This window comes from Youngimonas ophiurae (nom. illeg.), assembly GCF_049803795.1.
Classification (GTDB): Bacteria; Pseudomonadota; Alphaproteobacteria; order Rhodobacterales; family Rhodobacteraceae; genus Thalassobius.
This window is the reverse complement of sequence record NZ_JBNAGJ010000005.1, coordinates 17,587-37,204: the sequence shown is the minus strand read 5'-3', so window position 1 is coordinate 37,204 and position 19,618 is coordinate 17,587. Positions and strand designations below refer to the sequence as shown.

General features: G+C 61.4%; 20 protein-coding genes and 1 pseudogene. 7 read left to right on the top strand and 14 right to left on the bottom strand.

What is annotated here, in order from left to right:
- Positions 1-107 precede the first annotated feature (107 nt).
- Entirely contained in the window at positions 108-935 is an 828-nt protein-coding gene (locus ACP15O_RS11950; RefSeq protein WP_425096333.1) for a hypothetical protein, read from the top strand.
- Here ACP15O_RS11950 and ACP15O_RS11945 read toward each other — a convergent pair.
- On the bottom strand, positions 888-1,544 hold the full coding sequence (locus ACP15O_RS11945) for a tyrosine-type recombinase/integrase (RefSeq protein ID WP_425096332.1): 657 nt from the start codon (positions 1,542-1,544) through the stop codon (positions 888-890). The genes ACP15O_RS11950 and ACP15O_RS11945 overlap by 48 nt on opposite strands.
- Positions 1,545-1,798: 254 nt before the next feature.
- Between ACP15O_RS11945 and ACP15O_RS11940 the strand changes: the two are divergent.
- Together ACP15O_RS11940 and ACP15O_RS11935 are read left to right on the top strand one after the other, a co-directional pair.
- Positions 1,799-1,963, top strand: a pseudogene (locus tag ACP15O_RS11940) (IS1595-like element ISRhba1 family transposase); the annotation flags it as partial.
- Positions 1,956-2,417: a hypothetical protein gene (locus tag ACP15O_RS11935; RefSeq protein WP_425096331.1), complete on the top strand. Its 462-nt coding sequence runs from the start codon at positions 1,956-1,958 to the stop codon at positions 2,415-2,417. The pseudogene ACP15O_RS11940 and the gene ACP15O_RS11935, both read left to right, overlap by 8 nt.
- Positions 2,418-2,571: 154 nt before the next feature.
- Here the strand turns inward: ACP15O_RS11935 and ACP15O_RS11930 are convergent, their stop codons facing one another.
- Both ACP15O_RS11930 and ACP15O_RS11925 read right to left on the bottom strand, forming a co-directional pair.
- Positions 2,572-5,091, bottom strand: a complete 2,520-nt coding sequence (locus tag ACP15O_RS11930) for an ATP-binding protein (RefSeq protein WP_425096330.1) — start codon at positions 5,089-5,091, stop codon at positions 2,572-2,574.
- 93 nt (positions 5,092-5,184) lie between these two features.
- Positions 5,185-5,688, bottom strand: a complete 504-nt coding sequence (locus ACP15O_RS11925; protein WP_425096329.1) for a putative pterin-binding protein — start codon at positions 5,686-5,688, stop codon at positions 5,185-5,187.
- Between the two features lie 185 nt (positions 5,689-5,873).
- Between ACP15O_RS11925 and ACP15O_RS11920 the strand changes: the two genes are divergently transcribed.
- On the top strand, positions 5,874-6,482 hold the full coding sequence (locus ACP15O_RS11920) for a LuxR C-terminal-related transcriptional regulator (RefSeq protein ID WP_425096328.1): 609 nt from the start codon (positions 5,874-5,876) through the stop codon (positions 6,480-6,482).
- Here the strand turns inward: ACP15O_RS11920 and ACP15O_RS11915 are convergent.
- The 5 genes from ACP15O_RS11915 to ACP15O_RS11895 all read right to left on the bottom strand — a co-directional run bounded on the left by ACP15O_RS11915 (position 6,479) and on the right by ACP15O_RS11895 (position 10,461).
- Positions 6,479-7,423 carry a glucokinase gene (locus ACP15O_RS11915; protein WP_425096327.1) on the bottom strand — a complete coding sequence of 315 codons (945 nt, stop codon included), beginning with the start codon at positions 7,421-7,423 and terminating at the stop codon, positions 6,479-6,481. The genes ACP15O_RS11920 and ACP15O_RS11915 overlap by 4 nt on opposite strands.
- A gap of 94 nt (positions 7,424-7,517) precedes the next feature.
- Positions 7,518-8,597: a methyltetrahydrofolate cobalamin methyltransferase gene (locus ACP15O_RS11910; protein WP_425096326.1), complete on the bottom strand. Its 1,080-nt coding sequence runs from the start codon at positions 8,595-8,597 to the stop codon at positions 7,518-7,520.
- A 79-nt stretch (positions 8,598-8,676) separates the two neighbouring features.
- The gene (locus ACP15O_RS11905; protein ID WP_425096325.1) at positions 8,677-9,102 is read right to left on the bottom strand and encodes a hypothetical protein; all 426 of its coding nucleotides are present in this window, start codon (positions 9,100-9,102) and stop codon (positions 8,677-8,679) included.
- 109 nt (positions 9,103-9,211) lie between these two features.
- Positions 9,212-10,138 (bottom strand): methylenetetrahydrofolate reductase, encoded by a 927-nt coding sequence (locus ACP15O_RS11900; RefSeq protein ID WP_425096324.1) that lies wholly within the window; start codon positions 10,136-10,138, stop codon positions 9,212-9,214.
- Between the two features lie 26 nt (positions 10,139-10,164).
- Positions 10,165-10,461, bottom strand: coding sequence for a virulence factor (locus ACP15O_RS11895; RefSeq protein ID WP_425096323.1), 297 nt, complete (start codon positions 10,459-10,461; stop codon positions 10,165-10,167).
- 242 nt (positions 10,462-10,703) lie between these two features.
- Between ACP15O_RS11895 and ACP15O_RS11890 the strand changes: the two genes are divergently transcribed.
- The 3 genes from ACP15O_RS11890 (at position 10,704) to ACP15O_RS11880 (ending at position 13,215) form a co-directional block, all read left to right on the top strand.
- The gene (locus ACP15O_RS11890; RefSeq protein WP_425096322.1) at positions 10,704-11,816 is read left to right on the top strand and encodes a Ppx/GppA phosphatase family protein; all 1,113 of its coding nucleotides are present in this window, start codon (positions 10,704-10,706) and stop codon (positions 11,814-11,816) included.
- Positions 11,817-11,826: 10 nt separating this feature from the next.
- Positions 11,827-12,432 carry a LysE family translocator gene (locus ACP15O_RS11885; RefSeq protein ID WP_425096321.1) on the top strand — a complete coding sequence of 202 codons (606 nt, stop codon included), beginning with the start codon at positions 11,827-11,829 and terminating at the stop codon, positions 12,430-12,432.
- Between the two features lie 66 nt (positions 12,433-12,498).
- Positions 12,499-13,215 carry an RlmE family RNA methyltransferase gene (locus ACP15O_RS11880; protein WP_425096320.1) on the top strand — a complete coding sequence of 239 codons (717 nt, stop codon included), beginning with the start codon at positions 12,499-12,501 and terminating at the stop codon, positions 13,213-13,215.
- Between the two features lie 6 nt (positions 13,216-13,221).
- Here the strand turns inward: ACP15O_RS11880 and ACP15O_RS11875 are convergent, their stop codons facing one another.
- The 6 genes from ACP15O_RS11875 to ACP15O_RS11850 all read right to left on the bottom strand — a co-directional run bounded on the left by ACP15O_RS11875 (position 13,222) and on the right by ACP15O_RS11850 (position 19,555).
- Positions 13,222-13,419, bottom strand: a complete 198-nt coding sequence (locus ACP15O_RS11875; RefSeq protein WP_425096319.1) for a hypothetical protein — start codon at positions 13,417-13,419, stop codon at positions 13,222-13,224.
- Between the two features lie 96 nt (positions 13,420-13,515).
- Complete coding sequence (locus tag ACP15O_RS11870) at positions 13,516-14,928, bottom strand: 3'-5' exonuclease (RefSeq protein ID WP_425096318.1); 1,413 nt, start codon at positions 14,926-14,928, stop codon at positions 13,516-13,518.
- Positions 14,928-15,449, bottom strand: a complete 522-nt coding sequence (locus ACP15O_RS11865; protein WP_425096317.1) for a hypothetical protein — start codon at positions 15,447-15,449, stop codon at positions 14,928-14,930. Before ACP15O_RS11865 ends, ACP15O_RS11870 begins: the two co-directional genes overlap by 1 nt.
- Positions 15,450-15,481: 32 nt before the next feature.
- The gene (locus ACP15O_RS11860) at positions 15,482-17,305 is read right to left on the bottom strand and encodes a DUF294 nucleotidyltransferase-like domain-containing protein (protein WP_425096316.1); all 1,824 of its coding nucleotides are present in this window, start codon (positions 17,303-17,305) and stop codon (positions 15,482-15,484) included.
- Positions 17,306-17,489: 184 nt separating this feature from the next.
- The gene (locus ACP15O_RS11855; protein WP_425096315.1) at positions 17,490-19,277 is read right to left on the bottom strand and encodes a sodium:solute symporter family protein; all 1,788 of its coding nucleotides are present in this window, start codon (positions 19,275-19,277) and stop codon (positions 17,490-17,492) included.
- Positions 19,278-19,282: 5 nt separating this feature from the next.
- A complete protein-coding gene (locus tag ACP15O_RS11850; protein ID WP_425096314.1) occupies positions 19,283-19,555 on the bottom strand; it encodes a DUF4212 domain-containing protein in 273 nt (90 codons plus the stop codon).
- Between the last annotated feature and the right edge of the window lie 63 nt (positions 19,556-19,618).

Below are 19,618 nucleotides of genomic sequence, written 5' to 3'. Positions count from 1 at the left end.
GGATTGACATGATCCCGACCTGCGACCGTGCAGATTTGTAAGTGATTCGTTTTTGTGGTATATGATGTGTCAAGAGAAAAGCTTTCCCACAAATCGGATACATGAAAATGGCAATCGACAACCTGTCGTCGTTCGCGAAAATGCTGAGCGACGAAAACAATGAAGACCTCAAATTCAAAGCCCAAGAGATCGCGGCGCAATACATCGGCGAAGCTGCGCGGCGCGGCGTTCAGATGACGTTGGATGACGCCTACAGCCTGAGCGCGGTGCGGCTGCATGTGCTCACAGGTGAGCGTGTTACAGATGACTGGTGGTCTGAGGCCGAAGGAACGCTGGATAACTTCCAGAAGGCTCGTGAAGATCGCGAGATCATGGAAGCTATCAATGATGAAAATGGCGACTTGAAGCGCAAGGCGGACGCTGAGGCAGCGTTGCAGGCTGAGCTTGATGCACTCTCGCCCATCGAACGCATGAAGCGTGCCCGCGAACTGGGGCAGCGCCTGCCCGGCCCGAAGACTTCCGGTTATGCCGACTATGCCCCCTTGGGCCGGTTTCTATGCCCCTTCCCACCGCTGACAGCACTCTCCAACCATGAAAAAAGGGACCCCGCAATCACGGGATCCCTTCGTCATTTTACTTGGCGTTTCTTATCGAAATCCGTTGTCACCATCCGCGGAAACTCGGGTCTTCTCTTCTTCTGTAAGATACCTGAGATAGTACCGTTCAGTTGTCAGCACCGACCCATGGCCGATGTATTTCTGGACGCGATAGATAGACCAGCCTTCCTTGAGGCGTTCGATGGCAAATTTGTGCCTCAGATCATGAAGTCGGGCATTGAACCCTGTTTCCTGTCCGTATTCCCAGAAGAGGTTCGACGGATCCTTGTATTAGCCGTGTTCTGTGGAATTCCAGAACACGTAGGGCGAGGCATTTGATCGCGGGATCTTCAACAGAATGTCGATAACCTCTTGTCGCAATTCGATTGCTCGAACCTTCTTGCCCTTGGTATTTCTCAAAATCGCCTGAACGTTCCCTTCAACGGGGTTTTCGAAGCCCGAGATATCCGACCAGAGCAACATCGCCATCTCAGTCACACGGCCACCAGTAGCATCCAGGAATTTGGGAAAGTAGAACAAAGTGCCAGGTGCCCGCGCCGACAGCTTCTGAATGCTGGCTTCTGACGGTGGAATAATAACGGGCAGAATCTCTTTCATTCCCTGCTTTTCATAGTTTTGAACCGGATTTGTTTCGATCCATCCGTCATTTTTGATCGACCTCATGAGATTTGCGAACGCTGTCAGATCCCGATTGATGGTAGACACCGTCACCCCTTCTGCGCGCCTACGTGACACGAATTCTGATACAACGGTTGTCGTAACTTCGGCTGCCATCAAATCTTCGATGTTACAACCAATGTCGTCGCAGTACCCGTCAATAACACGCAGGATCTGTCGCAGGCTGCACCTATAGCGTTTACGCGTCTCGGAACCCCACGAGCTGCTTTCCAAACCCAAGCCTGCCATGGGTGATTGCGTCGTGAACATACATGGGCTTCGTTCCTTTCTGCGTCGGTCGTTTTTCGCTGAGCGTTGTTGAGGCTATGCGCTCAACAGGCAAGTAACTGAAAATAATACGGAAAGAGAGTATGTAGAGTGTAGGGTTTGTAGAGTTAGAATACCCATTCCCCTTTTCCCCTGCCCTCTCTCCTATTCCCGCTCTACGCGCTCTACACTCTACATCTTTTGTTTTCAGTGGGTTAGTCGCTCAACGGCTTTTCTACATGCTCTACACCGGGTGCTTCGGTCGCTACCACTACATGAGCGCAAAGCACCTACACCGCTACGTGAAGGAATACTCATTCCGCCACAACACGGCGCATGTCGGCACTATGGACTTCATAGGAATGACAATCGAGCGAATGGACGCAAAGCGTCTAACATACAAAGGACTTATTCATGGCTGACAATGAGATACCACCAATCCCCGACACATTTGACAATGTGGTTAGTGCGATAACCCCAAAACAGGGACAGATACCTACGGCACCACACAAAGGTATTCTCCCTATCGGCGGCTTGCAATTGGATTGCTACGTCTTGGAAGACGGCAGGCGCGTGTTCCACAAGCGGGGCATGGCGAAAGCGCTTGGATTGAAGTCTGAAGGCGGCAATGCCTTCATGAAGACACTGAGCGGCAAAAAGCTTGGATCTGAACTTGACGAAAAGCTATGGGAAAAGCTGGAAAACCCAATTGAATTCAACACTTTAGGGTCGGATCTGGGCCATAGCTATGAGGCCGAGGTGTTGGTGGATGTCTGCAAGGCAGTCAAAAGAGCTTATGACGCCGGAAAGCTGACCAAAGCCCAAGAGCCTATGGCAATGCAGACGACGATCAGTTCTCGTTCTTCACAGATCTAATGTAAATGACGTGTTGCGCGCCGCAATATTACTCTCGGCGCGTAAATTCTGCGGCTAGTTAAGTATATAGACCCCCAAAAAACCTCTGAAACCATTGCCAAACAGAGCCCCCCTATCGCGTAGCAACATCTGGTCGAGGCATGGCAAGCCCCCTCTAGGTCTGCGCCAGGAAATCACGCAGGGCCCTGCGGGTTTGGGGCCATAGCTCTTGCACCTGTGCGATCAGCGCGGCGCTCTGCCCTGCGCCCCCACGCAGCGCGATTTCCAGCTGGATCAGCGCGTGATGCTGGCGCTGCGCCCCGACGACCGCGCAGGATCCGGCAAAGATATGCACCTGATCAACCAGCGCGGCAGAGATGTCGGGCTCTTTCAGCCGGGGCATCAGCGCGGCGCCTTCGCTCAGCACATCTTGCAACAGTTTGCGCCCCTTTTCACGGTCCAGATTGCTCCAGAGCTGCTCCAGAATCTGCGCATTCAGCACATCGCGCGTCTGCGTGCTGGGCTGCATCACCGCCTGCCCACGCAGAGCCCGCGCCAGATTGCGGCGGCTGATCGGTTTCGAGAGCACCCGGTCGATCCCCGCATCCCGATACAGCTGCGTGTCCTGATCCAGCACATGCGCGGTCAGCGCAATGATCCGTGTGGCCCGGCTGGCCCCGCCCGCGCGGATCAGGCGGGTGGCCTCGACCCCGCCCATGACGGGCATGTTCACATCCATCAAGATCACGTCGAACCAGCGTTCTCCGGCCAGATCCGCGCCGATCCGGCCATTTTCGGCCTCGGTAACGATATGGCCGTCCAGCTCCAGCATCTCACGCAGGACAAAGCGGTTGGTCAGGTTGTCCTCGACCAGCAGGATGTGCAGCGGCGCTCCGGTCCAGGCCTCATCTGTCTCGGCCGCCAGGCTGGGCAACGCGGGCGTGCGCAGATCCGGCACCGCCGGCTCGGCCAAGGCAAGCGTCACCCAGAACAGGCTGCCCTCGCCCTTGATGCTTTCGACGCCGATCTTGCCGTCCATGGCCGACACGATCCGGCGCACGATTCCCAGGCCCAGCCCCGTGCCCTCGACCTGCGAGGTCCGGCCCCGATCCAGCCGCACGAAATCGTCGAAAACCGTGGCCAGCTGAGCCTGATCAATCCCGATACCCGTGTCCGTCACCTGAATTTCCAGCTCGGCCCCCGCCGGCCCGCGCTGGACGTTCACCGTGACATCAATCTGCCCGTCCGAGGTGAATTTGATCGCATTGCTGACCAGATTGGCCACCACCTGCCGCAGGCGCATCGCGTCGCCTTCGTACTGGCCCAGCGGATCGGGCGAGATACTGACGTGCAGCGCGTTGCCCTTGGCCTCGGCCGCCGGGCGCAAAGAGGCCACCACCTCCTCGATCAGCGCATCCAGATGGAAGGGGGCGATGCTCAGCTTGATACCGCGGGCCTCGATTTCGGTGATGTCCAGCACCTCGTTCACATGTTCCAGCAGCACCTGACCCGAGTTTTCCAGCAGCGACAGATAATGCCTGTCCTTTTCGCTGCGGGGGACGTTTTTCATCAGTTCGACCACGCCCAGAATCCCGTTCAGGGGCGTGCGCATCTCGTGGCTCATGACGGCCAGGAAATGGGCCTTGGCCCGTTCGCCTGCCAGCGCCTTATCGCGCGAGCTGCGCAGAGCCTCTTCGGATAGCAGCCGGTCAGTGATGTCGTGCAGGAAATACACGAACACCCGCTGCTGCGCCAAAGAGGTCGCCCCCTGCGAGACCTCCAGCGGAATCGAGCGCCCGTCCCATGTCTGCCCCGACATCCGCCGACGAAAGAAATTGCGCAGCTTAAAGGGCAACGCCTGCGGGCGCCCGCGCTCGTCGGCGATCATCTCGGCCAGCGGACGCCCCAGCGCCTGATCCCGATCATAGGCCAGCAGCGTTTCCGCCGCCGGGTTGAAATCCCGAATCTGCCCGGTTTCATCGGTCACGATAATCGCATCCGGCGAGGTCGTGATCACCGTCGCCAGGCGCTGACTGGTCAGCAGGTTATCCTTGGCCCGCCGTTTGTAAATGACATAGAGCCGCGAGAACATCATCGCCAGCCAGAACAGGCTGCCAAACAGCACGAGCGAGGCCACCCCCAGCCGCGTCACCAGCTGCGCGGCTTCGCGCCTGTCCTCTTCGGTGCGGGCCGTCAGCACGAAATTGCCATTGGCCACGATACGCCGGATCGGCGTGTGCAGGGCCGTCAGCTGCGCGATCAGTATCTTGCTTTGCTGCACCAAAGCGGCATCGCTGCCATCCATCAGCGGCAACATCCGCTCGACCCCGGCGTGCACCAGCTCCATGTTGGCCCCCTCGCCGGCCTCGGCGATGGCCGTGTTGTAGATCGGGCTTTGCCGCAGCGTGCTGACCCGGCTGTAGAACACGTTAAATCTGCGGTGCAATTCACGCAGCGCCTCGGCGCCTTCGCGGTCCAGCGCCATGGCGACGCGTTCCAGCTCCAGATATTCGACTTCCAACTGAACGATCGTCCAGATCACACTGTCGCGCCGGGCCGTGCGCATATCGTCCAGTTTCTCGGTGACCTCCAGCCACAAGGGCACCAGCAAGGCCAGCGACACCGCGCTGATCACGGCCAGCGCTCCGCCCTGTACCCACCGCGCCTTTAGCCGGAATGTCGAGATGGCGCTCATGTCAATGCCCCGTTGGCCTGCCCTGATTCTGGCCCGTTTCTGACCTGCCTCCGCCCCCCGAACAAGGACCGGCTGCTTCACATCGGGGTCAGCCTACTGGTAAACCTCGATCCGGTCCATTTGCCAAATGCTCTGGGCGTACACGGATTCCGCACGGAAGCGTTCATCGGAATCATACGGAAAAACGACCCACAAAGGCCCCTTGTCCCGCGCGCCCATTGGGGCACCGTTGCGTTCATAGGCCACCAGCGGCCCGCCGGGGAACATCTCGGACAGGGGGATTTCCACCAGATATTCGTTCAGCGCGCTCAGATAGATTTCCCCCTCAGAGATCTTCAGATACTCCATCAGATCCGACAGCCAGACACCGCGAAACGTCTGTGGTCCGATGGTCCAGATCGTCGACGTGGTGAATTCGGCCGCCGGCAACGCCAGCAATTCATCCATCGACACCTGGCTGGAGTTCAGCAGCCGGTCCTGCTGATCCAGATAGACCACCTCTATCATGGGTTGAGATTCGGGCGCATCTTCGGCATTGGCAACGCCAAGAGCCAGCACCAGCGCAATCATCCCGGCCAAGACCTGTTTCAAACCCATCGCAACCACCGTAAATCCCCAGACTCAGTGCTTTTAGGTTGTGACTTGCGCAGGCGAACAGGTCTATAGCCCTATGCAAATGGATAGGCTATACTCTGCGCACCACATCCTGTTCATTCCAGTTTTCAGAATCCCGTTCTGAGCCCCACTCACTCAAAGGGCGCGTAATTGCCCATAAAATTGATATGACACGTATTTTGATAGCCGACGATCACGAATTGGTTCGCGACACCATCGCTGCCTACCTGCACAACTCTGCCGGGTTCGAGCTGACCCAATGTTCCGACCTCAGCGGCGCGATGGGGAAAATCTCGGCGCATGGGGCGTTCGATCTGGTGCTGCTGGATTACACGATGCCCGGCATGAAACTGCCCGAAGGCCTGACCCAGGTGATCGAGGCCAACGCCCCCTTCCCCGTTGCGATGATCTCGGGCACGGCCTCGCCTGATATTGCACGGCGCGTTCTGGAATCCGGCGCGCGCGGCTTTTTGCCCAAAACCATGGCCCCCGAGACGCTGATCAGCGCGGTGCGGCACATTCTGGCGGGCGACACCTATACCCCGCGCCAGTTCCTGGAAAGCGAAAGCACCCACCCCGATGCCCCGCATCTGACACCGCGCGAACGCGATGTGCTGCGCGGGTTGTGCGATGGCAAATCGAACAAGGAAATCGCCCGAGACCTGGACCTGCAAGAGGTGACGATCAAGCTGCATGTCAAGACGCTCAGCCGCAAACTGAACGCGCGCAACCGCACCCATGCCGCCATGATGGGGCGCGATCTGAACCTGATCTAGCCAGCCTGCCCCGCCGCAATCGCGCATCCTTGTAGCGTCAGCGGCGCATCGGGAACCGCGTAGATGGGAATCGCGCTCAGCAGCGGCCGATACGGGCCCGGCCTGCGGAATGCCGCGGCGAAGTCCGGGGTTTTCAGATACCCGGCCAAAGCGTTCCCCACACTGCCCGCCAGGTAAATCCCGCCCATCGGCAGATGCACCAGCGCCAGGTCCGCGCAATAGCGTGCCAGATGCGCGGCAAAGCGCTGTGCCGCCCTGTGCGCCGCATCCTCGCCCGCCGCAAGGGCTGCTGTGACATCCCGGCCCGAGCCCCCCTCGGCCCCGCCAAAAAACGCCCAGAGCCGGGCCAGCCCATCGCCGCTCAGGATTGCCTCGATCGGGGTGTGCCCCAGTTCCCTGCGCAGGCGAGCCGCGAGTTTCAGATCGGTTTCATCGGCCGCACCGAACGCCATATGACCCGCTTCCGACGCTGGCACGAACAGGCGCGCGCCCTGCCGATGGGCCACGGCGGCGTTCACCCCCGTACCGATGGCCACGATCAACCGCGCCGCATCGGGGTTATTTTCCGCGCCCGAAACAGGGCCAAGAATGGGGGACAGATCCGAGGCCTCAAGGCCATGCAACGCATAGCCCTGCGCCTGCAAATCGTTCAGAAACAGCACCTGCCCGGCCCCGGTGGCGCCGGCCACGTCCTTTTGCAGCAGCGTCCAGGGGTAATTCGTCAGGGTGACGCGCCCCCCCTGAACCGGCCCCGCCGCACCAAGACACAGCCGGTGTATCTCCGGCCCGCGCATCTGATCCAGATAGTGCCGCAACACATCGCCCGGCTGGCCGAAATCGACATTCACATAGGCGCGCAGACTGTCCGGCAAAAGGCGCGTTCCCTGCGCCAGCCCCAGCCGGCAATTGGTGCCCCCGAAATCTCCGACCAGTGTGTACATGCGCGCTCCTTTTGTTGCTTTGCACGCTAACGCGCCCCGACGCAAAGCAAAAGGCCCCGCAGATGCGAGGCCCTTCACAAACCGGCAGAAACGCTTAGCCGCGACGGCGGCGCCCCCCGCCCCGGCGCCCTCCGCGGCCTCCGGCGGCGGCCTCGTCCGGGGACTTGTTCGATCTGATCCATTCGGCACCGTGCGGATCGTTGTTGGTCAGCAGGTTGGCGGCGCGGATGGCCTCCATTTCCTTGCCCGCGCGCGGCTTGGTCGAGCCCATGCCGAATATCGTCACAAAGGCCTCATCGTCCATGCCTTCGGGCAGGATGATCCCGGCGGCTTCGACTTCGGCCTTTTTCTCGGCGATTTTCTTGGGGCCAATGGGCAAAGCGACCGGGTTCATGATAGCCGAGGTCATCCCCGCCGTCATCGCCATCGGCAGGAAAGCATTGTTGATCCCATGCCGGTTCGGCAGCCCGAACGAGATATTCGACGCCCCGCAAGTGGTGTTCACGCCCAGCTCGTCCCGCAGGCGGCGCACCAAGGTAAAGACCTGATTGCCCGCCGTGGCCATGGCCCCGATGGGCATCACCAGCGGATCCACCACGATGTCATGCGCCGGAATGCCGAAATCGGCGGCGCGCTCCACGATTTTCTTGGCCACGGCAAAGCGCACGTCGGGGTCTTCGGAAATGCCGGTGTCATCGTTGGAAATGGCCACGACGGGCACGTTGTATTTCTTGACCAGCGGCAGCACCAGTTCCAGCCGTTCCTCTTCGCCGGTGACCGAGTTCAGCAGCGGGCGGCCTTCGGCGGCTTTCAGGCCTTCCTCCAGCGCGCCGGGCACCGAGCTGTCGATGCACAAGGGCACATCCACAATGGCCTGCACGCGCTCGATCAGAGCCTTCATCAGCGGCGGCTCGACAAAGTTATTGTCGGCATAGCGCTCGTCCTCGGCCATTTTGTTGGAAAACACCGCGCCCGAGTTGATGTCCAGCACCGTTGCCCCCGCCAGAACCTGCGCCACGGCGTCGGCCTCAACCGTGGTGAAATCGTCCATCTCCAGTTCGGCGGCCAGTTTCTTGCGGCCCGTGGGGTTGATCCGCTCGCCGATCACACAGAAGGGCTGATCGAAACCGATGATCGCGGTCTTGGTTTTGGATTCTACGATGGTGCGGGTCATGTCTGATCCTTTTCATGGACATAGCTGGCCCACCCGCGCGCAGCTGCGGCGGGGCCTGGGGCCGAATTCAAGGAGGTGCTCAGCCCAGACGCGCGCAGCTGGTTTCCACCACGTGCCCGGTCTGAGGATTGTAGAAACTGTTGTACAGCCCGTTCGGCTCGCCCGTTGGGCGCGCAAAAATCGAAAAGGACGCGTGATTGCCCTGCGGCACCAGCTGGAACCGGATCAGCCATTGCGGATATTGCTGATCGGGCGGCGCGACCGTCCAGGTGCCGGGGCCCTGCACGTTGTAAATCCGGCTGGTGGCGGGATAAACGACGGTGCCCTGCCCCTGCAATTGCTGATTGGGATAGACCTGCAAATAGACGTCGATCGACACGGCGGGCGAATTGGACACGCAGCGCCATTGCCCGGCCAGATTGGGCACGGGATAGGCCTGCTGCGCCTGCCCCCGGCAGGCTGGGATCAGGGCCAGGAAAACTGCGGCCATGAGGCGAATGGTCATGACGGGCTCCAAAAGTAATGAACTTAATAGAGCCAGTATACCCGCGTTTCCCCGGATCCCCAAACGGCAGCCAAAGCCGCAGGATATGCGCCCGCTCGGGTGCCATGGTTCAGGCTGCTCCTGCCGGAACGCCCGAGGCGCCGCCGTGATCCTGCGTCCACTGGGCCGAGGTCTTGATCCCCCCCAGCGGAAACAGGTGAACATGCGTGATATTGCAGGCGGGATTGTCGGCCTTATGCGCGGCCAGCTGGCCGATCAGATCGGTCGGCTCGTAGGGCAGCAGCAGCTTGGACACATCCATCGCGCGTTTTTGCAGCACCTTCAGCGAGGGGCCCACCCCGCAGGCGATAGCGAATTTGATCAGGGTTTGCAGCTTCGCAGGGCCGGCGATACCGATATGGATGGGCAGCTCGATGTCCTCGGCGCTAAGCCGGTTCGCCCAGTCGATGACGGGCTGCGCGTCGAAACAGAATTGTGTGGCGATGGCCATCTTCGCATCGGTGCGTTCGGAAAATGCCTGTTTCCAGCGCAGCGCCTCCATCACCAATGTATCGCTGCCGTCCGGGTCGATGTCCCGGTTGCCCTCGGGGTGGCCGGCGACATGCAGGCGCTTGAAACCAGCGCGGTCAAACAAGCCCGTTTCCAGCAGCTGCATCGAGGAATGGAAATCGCCATGAGGCTGCGCCACGCCGCCCGCCAGTAGCAGCGCCTGGGTCACGCCTGCCTCGGTCTGATAGCGGTTGATCCAGTTTTCCAGCGTGGCGGGATCGGGGATGATCCGCGCCGGAAAATGCGGCATCACATCAAAGCCCTCGTCCGACAGGCGCGCGGCGGTTGTAACCATGTCCTCGATCGGGGTGCCGTCGATATGGGCGATATAGACACGGGTGCCACGCGGCAGAAGACCCCGAAAATCATCAATCTTTTCGGCCGTACGCGGCATCACCTCAATCGAGAACCCCTTCAAAAAGGTCTCGGTCCGGGGATCGACGGGCAGCGCCGCCTGATCGCGTTTTCTGAAATTCAGCAAAGCCATCACGGCCTCCATTATCGCAGCGGGGGTCATGCCCATCCGTCATTGGCGATCAGCGCCTTCAGGCGATCCTGATCATATTCGGCCTCCAGCCGTGCGGCCTCGGCCTCGACAATCTCCGAGGGCACGCCCTCGACCGGATAGGGGGCGGCCTTGCGCCATTCGGCCAGATAGGCATCGGTATCCGAGGCCCCGACCTTCATGGCAGCGCGGTCAATCGCCTGTTCGAACCGTTCCGAAAGCGGCTTTTTCGCGCCCCGGCGGCCCTTGCCCACGATCACCTGCGCCGGAATATCCCGCCAATAAACAATGGTGACGTCAGCCATGCGAATGATTCCCCTGTTTCCTGTGATCCATCTGTAGAACAGCCCTCTTGCGACAAAAGGGCCGTTTTCGACAGAAAGACCACGCTCTGCGACGTCCACGGTTCTATCCGCTTCGCCCCCCAAAGCACCAGCACCCGGCATTGGAAAAATCCTAAAGATGATCATGAGCCCCACGCCGGTGCTTGCGCGCGCGCGTCAGGTTCACTACGTTAAAGGTAACTTGAAATGGAGGGCGTGTAGTCATGGCGCCCAAGCGTCCCACAGGTGCGGGCGCATTCCCGAAGCCGGTTGAGAGCCCCGCGCCAAAACCGCCTGATCCGGCCGAGCTGTATGCCGCGCTGGATCTGGGTACGAACAGTTGCCGCATGTTGATTGCCCAGCCCAAGGGCAGTCAGTTTCATGTGGTCGATAGTTTCTCGAAATCCGTGCAACTGGGCGCGGGGCTCGAAAGCACGGGACGGCTTAGCCGTGCCTCGATGGGGCGCACGGTGCAGGCGCTGCGTATCTGTCACCAGAAACTGAAACGGCACAAGGTCAAACGGATGCGCCTGGTCGCCACCGAGGCCTGCCGGCGCGCCACCAACGCGGGTGAATTCATCAAGAAGGTTCGCCGCGAAACCGGCCTGACGCTTGAAATCATCCAACCCGAAGAAGAGGCCCGCCTGGCCGTGATTTCCTGCGCGCCGCTGGTCAGCACCCGCACGCAGCAATTGCTGGTGGTCGATATTGGCGGGGGCTCGACCGAGCTGGTGTGGATTGATCTGAGCTCAGTCCCGCGCCGCGACCGGCCGCGCGCGATCATGCGGCTGCACGCCGGGTTCCACCCGCAAAACAGCCCCTTCCCCGCCGCCAAGGTTGTGGATTGGATCAGCGTGCCGCTGGGCGTGGCCACCCTGCGCGATCAGTTCAACGATGTTGAGGATGACGCCGCCCGCTTTGCCCTGATGAGCTGGTTCTTCGAGGAAAACCTGGCCGAATTCGCCCCCTATGCCGATGAGCACGCGACCAACGGGTTCCAGATCGTCGGCACCAGCGGCACGGTGACGACGGTTGCCGCCTCGCATCTGGGGCTGAAACGCTATGACCGAACCAAGGTGGACGGGCTGCGGATGACCTCGGATCAGATCGACAAGGTGATCAGGGGCTATCTGAAACTGGGCCCCAGCGGGCGGCGGCGCGATCCGCGTATCGGGCAGGACCGTCAGGCGCTGATCATGTCGGGCGCGGCGATTTTGCAGGCGCTGCTGCGCTGCTGGCCCACGGATCGGCTGTCTGTCGCCGATCGCGGCCTGCGCGAGGGGCTGCTTTATGCGCAAATGAGCGCCGACGGCGTGCTGGAAGACGGGCCATTCTGAGGAGAGCGCCATGTTCGACGCGGTTTCGGCCCATCTGTGGCTGACATTCGCCCTGACTTATGCGGCTTTCTCGGCGATCCCCGGACCATCGGTGATGATGGCAATCGGCCAGACGCTGAGCCACGGCAAAAGCGCGGGGCTGCGCTGTGTGGCCGGCGATCTGATGGGCGGCGCGGCGATGATGAGCCTCGGCTTTGCCGGGCTGGGCTCGGTTCTGGCCCTGTCGCAGACCGGCTTTGATGTGGTGAAATGGGCCGGCGTGGCCTATCTGATCTATCTGGGCGTGCAGAAACTGCGCCTGGCCGGACACGAGGCCCCCGCCCCGGATCGCGGGTTCCGCTCGGGGCTGCTGGTGGGGCTGCTGAACCCCAAGGCCAACGCGTTTTTCATCGCCGTCACCGCGCAATTCATTGATCCGGCCTTGCCCGCAGCGCCGCAATTCGTGATCCTGGGGGGCACCGCAATGACGATGGCCGGGCTGGTGCTGTGCCTTTATGTGGCGCTGGCCGGATGGATCGGGCAAAAATGGGCCACGCCCCGCGCCCGCCGCCGCGTCGATCAGCTGGGCGGCTCGGCGATGATCGGCGGCGGCATTCTGGTGGCTCTGCGCGGCTAAGCCCGGCGTGCCCCCTTGCCCCCCGCCCCGAGTGCAGGTAACCGGAGCGCAACGAAAGAGGCTCTTATGGCGAAGAAACCAGGCAGCAAGAACACATCCGGACGTGGCCAGCGCGACCTGAAGGTCAAGGTGAAAACCGCGCGCGGGCGCTCGCTCAGCTCGACCCGGTGGTTGCAGCGCCAGCTGAATGACCCCTATGTCAAACGGGCCAAGACCGACGGCTATCGCGGCCGCGCGGCCTATAAGATCCTTGAACTGGACGATAAGTTCCGTTTCCTTGTGCCCGGCGCGCGGGTTGTCGATCTGGGCTGCGCGCCCGGTGGCTGGTGCCAGGTGGCGGTCAAACGTGTGAATGCCCTGGGCGAAAAACAGGGTAAGAAAGTGGGCACCGTGCTGGGTGTGGACCTGCAAGAGGTGGAACCGATTGCCGGCGCAGAAACCCACCAGCTGGATTTCATGGAGGATGACGCCGATCAGCAGGTCAAGGACTGGCTGGGCGGAAAGGCCGATGTGGTGATGTCGGACATGGCGGCCTCCAGCTCGGGGCACAAACAGACCGACCATTTGCGCATCATCGCCCTGTGCGAGGCCGCGGCCTATCTGGCCTTTGACGTGCTGGAAGAGGGCGGAACCTTTGTGGCCAAGGTTCTGGCCGGCGGCGCCGAGGGCGATCTGCAAAAGCTGCTGAAACAGAAATTCACCAAGGTGGTGAACATGAAGCCGCCTGCCTCGCGCGCGGATAGTTCCGAAAAATTCGTGGTGGCCACCGGGTTTCGCGGCTGACGCCGCCTACAGATACCCGCCGCCCTGCGCCAAAGACGCATCCGCCGCCGCCAGCAAAGCAGCCTCGATCGGTTCGTCGATTGGGCGGGCTTTGCGCCCGACTCGCGCCGTGGCCACCAGATTTTGCTGGCGGATCAGCTCGAACAGGCGGGCGTGTTTTTCCAGACTGTCGCGTATGTGACGCGGAGATTCGGGCGATTGCATGGCGCACCTTTGCAGTAAGCGATGCCCAAACCTGCCCGCCAATTGCGGCGCAAATGGCGCGCGCAGGTGGAAATCGCGGGGAAATCGCGTGACCCGCTAGTTCAGATCCTCCAGCAGGCGGCCATGCTTGCGCGTCTCGGCCAGCATGTCACCGAAAGTCGTGATCCCACGCGCCTGAAGCATCGGCAGCATCTTGCACAGGACCTCGGCCGTGGCAAAGGCATCGCCCATCGCGGTATGGCGCAGCGCATCGGGGATGATAATGCCCAGCCGATCGCACAGCGCATCCAGCGTATGGGTCTGGCTGGCGCCGAACAGCACCGCCGACACCAGCACCGTATCCAGCACCGGATGGGTCCATTCCAGCCCCAGACGTTTGCCATGCCGGTGCATGAAAGCCATGTCAAAGGGCGCGTTATGGGCCACGATCACCGCATCGCGCGCAAAGCGGTGGAAATCTGGCACGGCCTTATCGGCCAGCGGCGCGCCGGCCACCATCGCGTCATTGATCCCGTGTACCTTGGTCGAGGCACCGGGGATCGGCATTTGCGGGTTCACCAGCGTGTCGATCTGCTCGCCCGGCACGATCTTGCCGCGCACCACGCGCACCGCGCCGATCTGCACGATTTCGTCCTTATGCGGCAACAGCCCCGTGGTTTCGGTATCGAACACCACATAGGTCAGATCCGCGAGAGGCGTGGCATCGGCGCTGGTTCCGGCATTTTGTTCCAGCAAATCAAAGTCATAGATCAGCGGGCGGGCCGCATCCGGATCAATATGCGACTCTGCCCCGTCGATGATCAGCAGATAACCCGAGCCCTGCTCAAGCGGTTTCAGACGCAGGCTGTAGGTCTGATCGCCCTCGGTGCCATTGGCGATCAGGGACACTTCTTTGCCCTGTTTGCTCATTTGTTTCCAGGCGGCCAGAACGGCGGATTTGTCGAAATAGTCAAAGATCAGCGCATTCAGGCGCGGGGTGTGAATCTGCGCCAGAACACCCGCTGCCTGCCCGTCATACAGCACGATCTGATGCGCGGGGTTCACCACGACAGTCGCCACCGGAATCTCCGTCAGAAGCGCCGTCAGACGGTCACGCTCGGCTGTCAGGCGCTCGGTTTCGGCGGCGATGGCGCTGGCAGTGTGCAGGGTGGTTTCGCTCAGCTGACGCGACATGGCCTCGGCTGCGGGGGCCAGATCGCCCAGATATTTGGCCGTCGCCGCATCCACCCCGCCATCCACCCCGGCATGAGCCCGCGCACGCAGGCCTGCGGCCAGGCGCTCGATCGGTTTGGCGACATTTTCATCGAACAGCAGCCAGATGCCCGCCGTCAGCCCCAAAAGGCCAAAGCCCGCAATCGTGCCCGACAGCACAAACCCCGAGCTAACCTCCCCCGCTATCGCCTTGCGATACCCCAGCACCAGGGCCACGCCGAACAGCGACAGCCCGCCCAGCCCCATGAGCACGAAGAACAAGAAAATCCGCAGTCGCAGACTCAGGTGTGTCAGCATCACTCTCCTCCACATGCCAGCAGCAAGGCGGGATCATCGGCCGCAATCGGCGCCCAGTTTGCTCCGATCAGCGCCCCCTGCGCATCGAAATTCACCTCTTCGGGCAGCTGCGTCTGCCGCAGCCCCTGGCAATCGAACATCACAGCCAGTTTCTGTACCGGCTGCCAGCGCCCAAAGAACAGCAGATCCGCCAGAACCAGCCCCGGCTGCGACGGGTTGCGCCGCAGCGTCGCCACATCCACCGCCATGAACCGTTCGGTATAAGGTTTGACATAGGTCCAGGGCCGGTAGAACGCCTTGCTTTCGACGGTGTGCGCCACCTCGATCCCTTCGGGCAGGGACGAGGCCGTCCGGCCATACCAGCTGTATTCGCTGGAGATCGTCGCCGCGATCATCGCCGCCCCCGCTGCAATCGGGGTCAGCCAACGTGGCAAACGGCCACCCAAGGTCCGGTTTACCAGCATCATCAGCCCCGCCGCCGCGAAACCCGCAACAAAAGTCGCGATCAATTCCAGAAACATACGCTCTCCTCCTGCGCGGGGCCGGCCGCAGCCTAGCCGATCGCGCCTTTCCCATGTCCAACGGCCGATTGCAGGCTTTTGACCACCACAAAGGCGTTGCGCAGGTGGCTGCGCTCAAAATCCGACAATTCGGCCAATTCCAGATAGTTATCGGGGGCGGTCCCCCGTTTGACTTGCCGCGCCTGATGCGCCAGACGTGTTTCGGCGATCAGATCGTAAGCGTCCAGCAGATCGCGCACGCCCGAGCTGCTGAGCACCCCCGACTGCCCCGCTTCCTCTAGCCGGGCGCGGGTATTTACCGCCGTCAGCCGGCCCTGCAACGCATAGACCCGGCCCAGATCGACGACAGGCACCACGCCATTGTGTTTCAGATCCAGCGTGTTTTTATGCTCGCCCGAGCGGATCGTGGCAAAGCCGCGCAGCAGCCCCAGCGGCGGCGCATGTTTCAGCGAATTGCCGATCATATGGGCCACGAAGATCGAGTTCGCCTCGGCCGCCTTCAGCGTATCCTCTTGCAGGTCTTCGAACAGGCCCGTCGCCCCGCCGATGGGCCGCAGATCGAACATCACCGAGGCCAGCATCTGCGCCATCGGATCGGGTTTGCGGATCCAGCCGGCGAAATACTCTTTCCAGACGCGCACGGGCTGGCACCATTTGGGATTGGTCGCCATCATGTCACCGGGACAATAGACATAGCCGCACACGTCCAGCCCATCGCAGACGAATTTCGCCAGTTGCTGGAAATAGGGCATATCGGCCTCGGTCACCGCGTCGTCCAGAAACAGGCAATTGTCCTGATCGCTGACGCCGGTCTGTTCCTGCCGCCCCTGGCTGCCGCAGGCCAGCCACAGATAGGGCACGGGCGGTTTGCCCAGCTTTTCCTCGGCCAGGGCCAGCAGACGGCGGGTGGCGGTGTCGGCAATATCGGTGATCAGACGGGTGACCACCTCGTGCCGGTTCCCGCCCGCGACCAGCTGCACCAGCAGCTGCGGAATACGTTTGGTGACGGTGGCCATTTGCGCGGCGCTGTCGGCATGAGCGATCTCCGAGACCAGCTCGGCCGAGGAAACGGCCTGAAACCGGGTCAGATCGGTCTGCGTGACGATCCCCACCAGTCGGCCGCTTTCGCAGATCGGAATATGGCCGATCTTACGCTCCATCATCGCGTGCAGCACGTCCGATCCGATGGCACTGGGCGACAGGGTGATCGGGTCCGTTGTCATGATCTGGCTGACTGGTGTGCTCAGCGGCAGCGCCTCGGCCAGGGCCTTGTTCGACAGATCGCGCACCGTCAGAATGCCAGCCAGCGCGTCGTTTTCCAAAATGCAGAGCGAGGAAATCCCCTTCTCCCGCATCAGCCGCGCGGCGTCCTGCACATTGGCCTCGGGCGCGCAGGTCTGCGGGTTGCGGGCCATCAGCGTATCGACTTTGCTGGTGGCCAGATCGTTGCCCCTGGGCTTGGCCGCGCGCGAGCGATCAAAGAACCGGCGAGCGGGTTCATGCGCATCCAGCATGGCCTGAAAATCGGCGGCGGGCAGCAGCAGCAGGATGGAGTCCTCTGTCGCGTGGGCGCTGGTGGCGGCCAGACCATCGCGCAAGAGCCCCCGTTCGCCAAACGAGTTGCGCACCCCCAGCAGGGACACCGGCACGTCGTTTTCGTCCCGCACCTCGACCTGACCGTGATAAATCAGAAACAGCCCGTCCAGCGGCTGCCCCAGGGCATAAACCGGATCGCCTGCTTTCAGCTCGCGCAGCTGCATCCTGGCGCTTAGCGCCTCCAGCGCGGCGGGGGCCAGCGCGTCATAGGGATGAACCGACGTCAGAAAACGGTGAAGATCAGGAAGGCGCGCGGGCATGGAGGACTCCTAAGGGCACATAGATCGCCCCGAGAATACGCTGATCGGGGCTCCGGTTGATTTGATCCACCTCAGAAAACCAAAGCGATATTACCGGAGCTAAAAGAAATCCCGCCCGAAGGAAACCGGGCGGGATCAATTTCATCGCCGGGGCGCCATGTGCAGGCGCCCCGGCCGCATGATCTTAGTGATCTTGGGCCGCACCGGCGCCACGCGGCACGCGGACGCTTTCGACCAGATCCTTGATCTCTTGCGGGGTTTCCTCGGTGGTGTTTGCAACCAGGTAGGCAACAACAAAGTTGATGGCCGCGCCGATGGCACCGAACGAGGTGGACTTGATCGTCCCCAGCAGCGGATCAGCGTCAGTGAAGCTGTTCGTGCCAGGAATGAAGAACCAACCCTTGTGCAGGAAGATGTAGATCAGGGTGACGACCAGACCGGCCAGCATCCCGGCCACGGCGCCCTTGTTGTTGATCTTCTTCGAGAAGATCCCCATCATCAGCGCCGGGAAGATCGAGGCAGCCGCCAGACCAAAGGCCAGAGCAACGGTTTGCGCCGCGAAGCCCGGAGGATTCAGACCCAGGTAGGTGGCGATTGCGATGGCCACAGCCATTGCGATCCGCGCCGACATCAGTTCACCTTTTTCCGAGATGTCCGGGGTCAGCTGACCCTTCATCAGGTCGTGCGAAACCGCCGAGGAGATCGCCAGCAGCAGACCAGCCGCCGTCGACAGCGCCGCTGCCAGACCACCCGCAGCCACCAGGCCGATCACCCAACCAGGCAGGTTTGCGATCTCGGGGTTGGCCAGAACCAGGATGTCACGGTTGAACTTGGTCAGCTCGTTGCCGGTCCAGCCGTTTTCCGACGCGATGGCCTGAAGATCGGCATTCTTGTCGTTGTAGTACTGGATTGCACCGTCGCCGTTCTTGTCTTCCCAACCCAGCAGGCCGGTTTTTTCCCAAGTCGCCATCCAGGCGTAACGGTCTTCGTTCTCGATTTGCTCCAGAGTGACAGCGCCGCCCTCGATGCCGCCGTTCGGCCACATCATCTCTGAGATGTTCAGACGCGCCATGGCACCAACGGCGGGGGCCGTCAGATACAGCAGAGCGATGAACACCAGCGCCCAGCCAGCCGACCAACGGGCGTCAGCCACTTTGGGAACGGTGAAGAAGCGCATGATCACGTGGGGCAGGCCCGCGGTACCGATCATCAGCGACAGGGTGAACAGAACCATGTTCAGCGTGTCGGCGTGATGCGCGGTATACTCGTTGAAGCCCAGCTCTTTGACGATGGCGTCCAGCTTGGCCAGCAGCGGCTCGCCCGAGGCAGCGTGGTCACCGAACAGGCCCAGGGCCGGGATCGGGTTGCCAGTCAGTTGCAGCGAGATAAAGATCGCCGGGATGGTGTAGGCCATGATCAGCACGACGTACTGAGCAACCTGGGTGTAGGTCACACCCTTCATCCCGCCAAACACGGCATAAGCGAACACAACACAGGCGCCGATCAGCAGGCCGGTGGTGTTGTCCACTTCCAGGAAGCGGCCAAAGGCCACGCCCACGCCGGTCATCTGACCGATCACATAGGTGGTCGAGGCAACGATCAGACAGATCACGGCCACCAGACGCGCGGTCGGGCTGTAGAAGCGATCGCCGATGAACTCGGACACGGTAAACTTGCCGAACTTACGCAGGTAAGGGGCCAGCAGCAGTGCCAGCAGCACGTAGCCGCCGGTCCAGCCCATCAGGAACGAGCTGTTATCGTAGCCGGTGAAGGCGATCAGGCCGGCCATCGAGATGAACGATGCGGCCGACATCCAGTCAGCAGCCGTTGCCATACCGTTGGTGACGGGGTGCACGCCGCGGCCAGCAGCATAGAATTCAGACGTCGAGCCCGCGCGGGCCCAGATCGCGATGCCGATGTACAGCGCAAAGGACGCGCCGACAAACAGCAGGTTAATGGTAAACTGATCCATCTGGTTTACTCCTCTTCGACGCCGAATTCACGGTCCAGCTTGTTCATGCGCCAGGCGTAGTTAAAAATCAGTGCCAAGAACACCAGGATGCTGCCTTGCTGTGCAAACCAGAAACCCAGGTCAGTGCCGCCGACGGCAATGCCCGCCAGCATCGGGCGCAGCAGAATGCCAAACCCGAAGGACACAACAGCCCAGATCACCAGACTGATGAGAATAATGCGCACGTTCGCCGCCCAATAGGCCGCGTCGGACGCACTTGTAGTGTTTTGATCCGCCATGATGCGGGTCCTCCTCTTCCTCCTGAGCCCCGCCGAATTGATGAGAGGCGGCGAGGCGGTGAA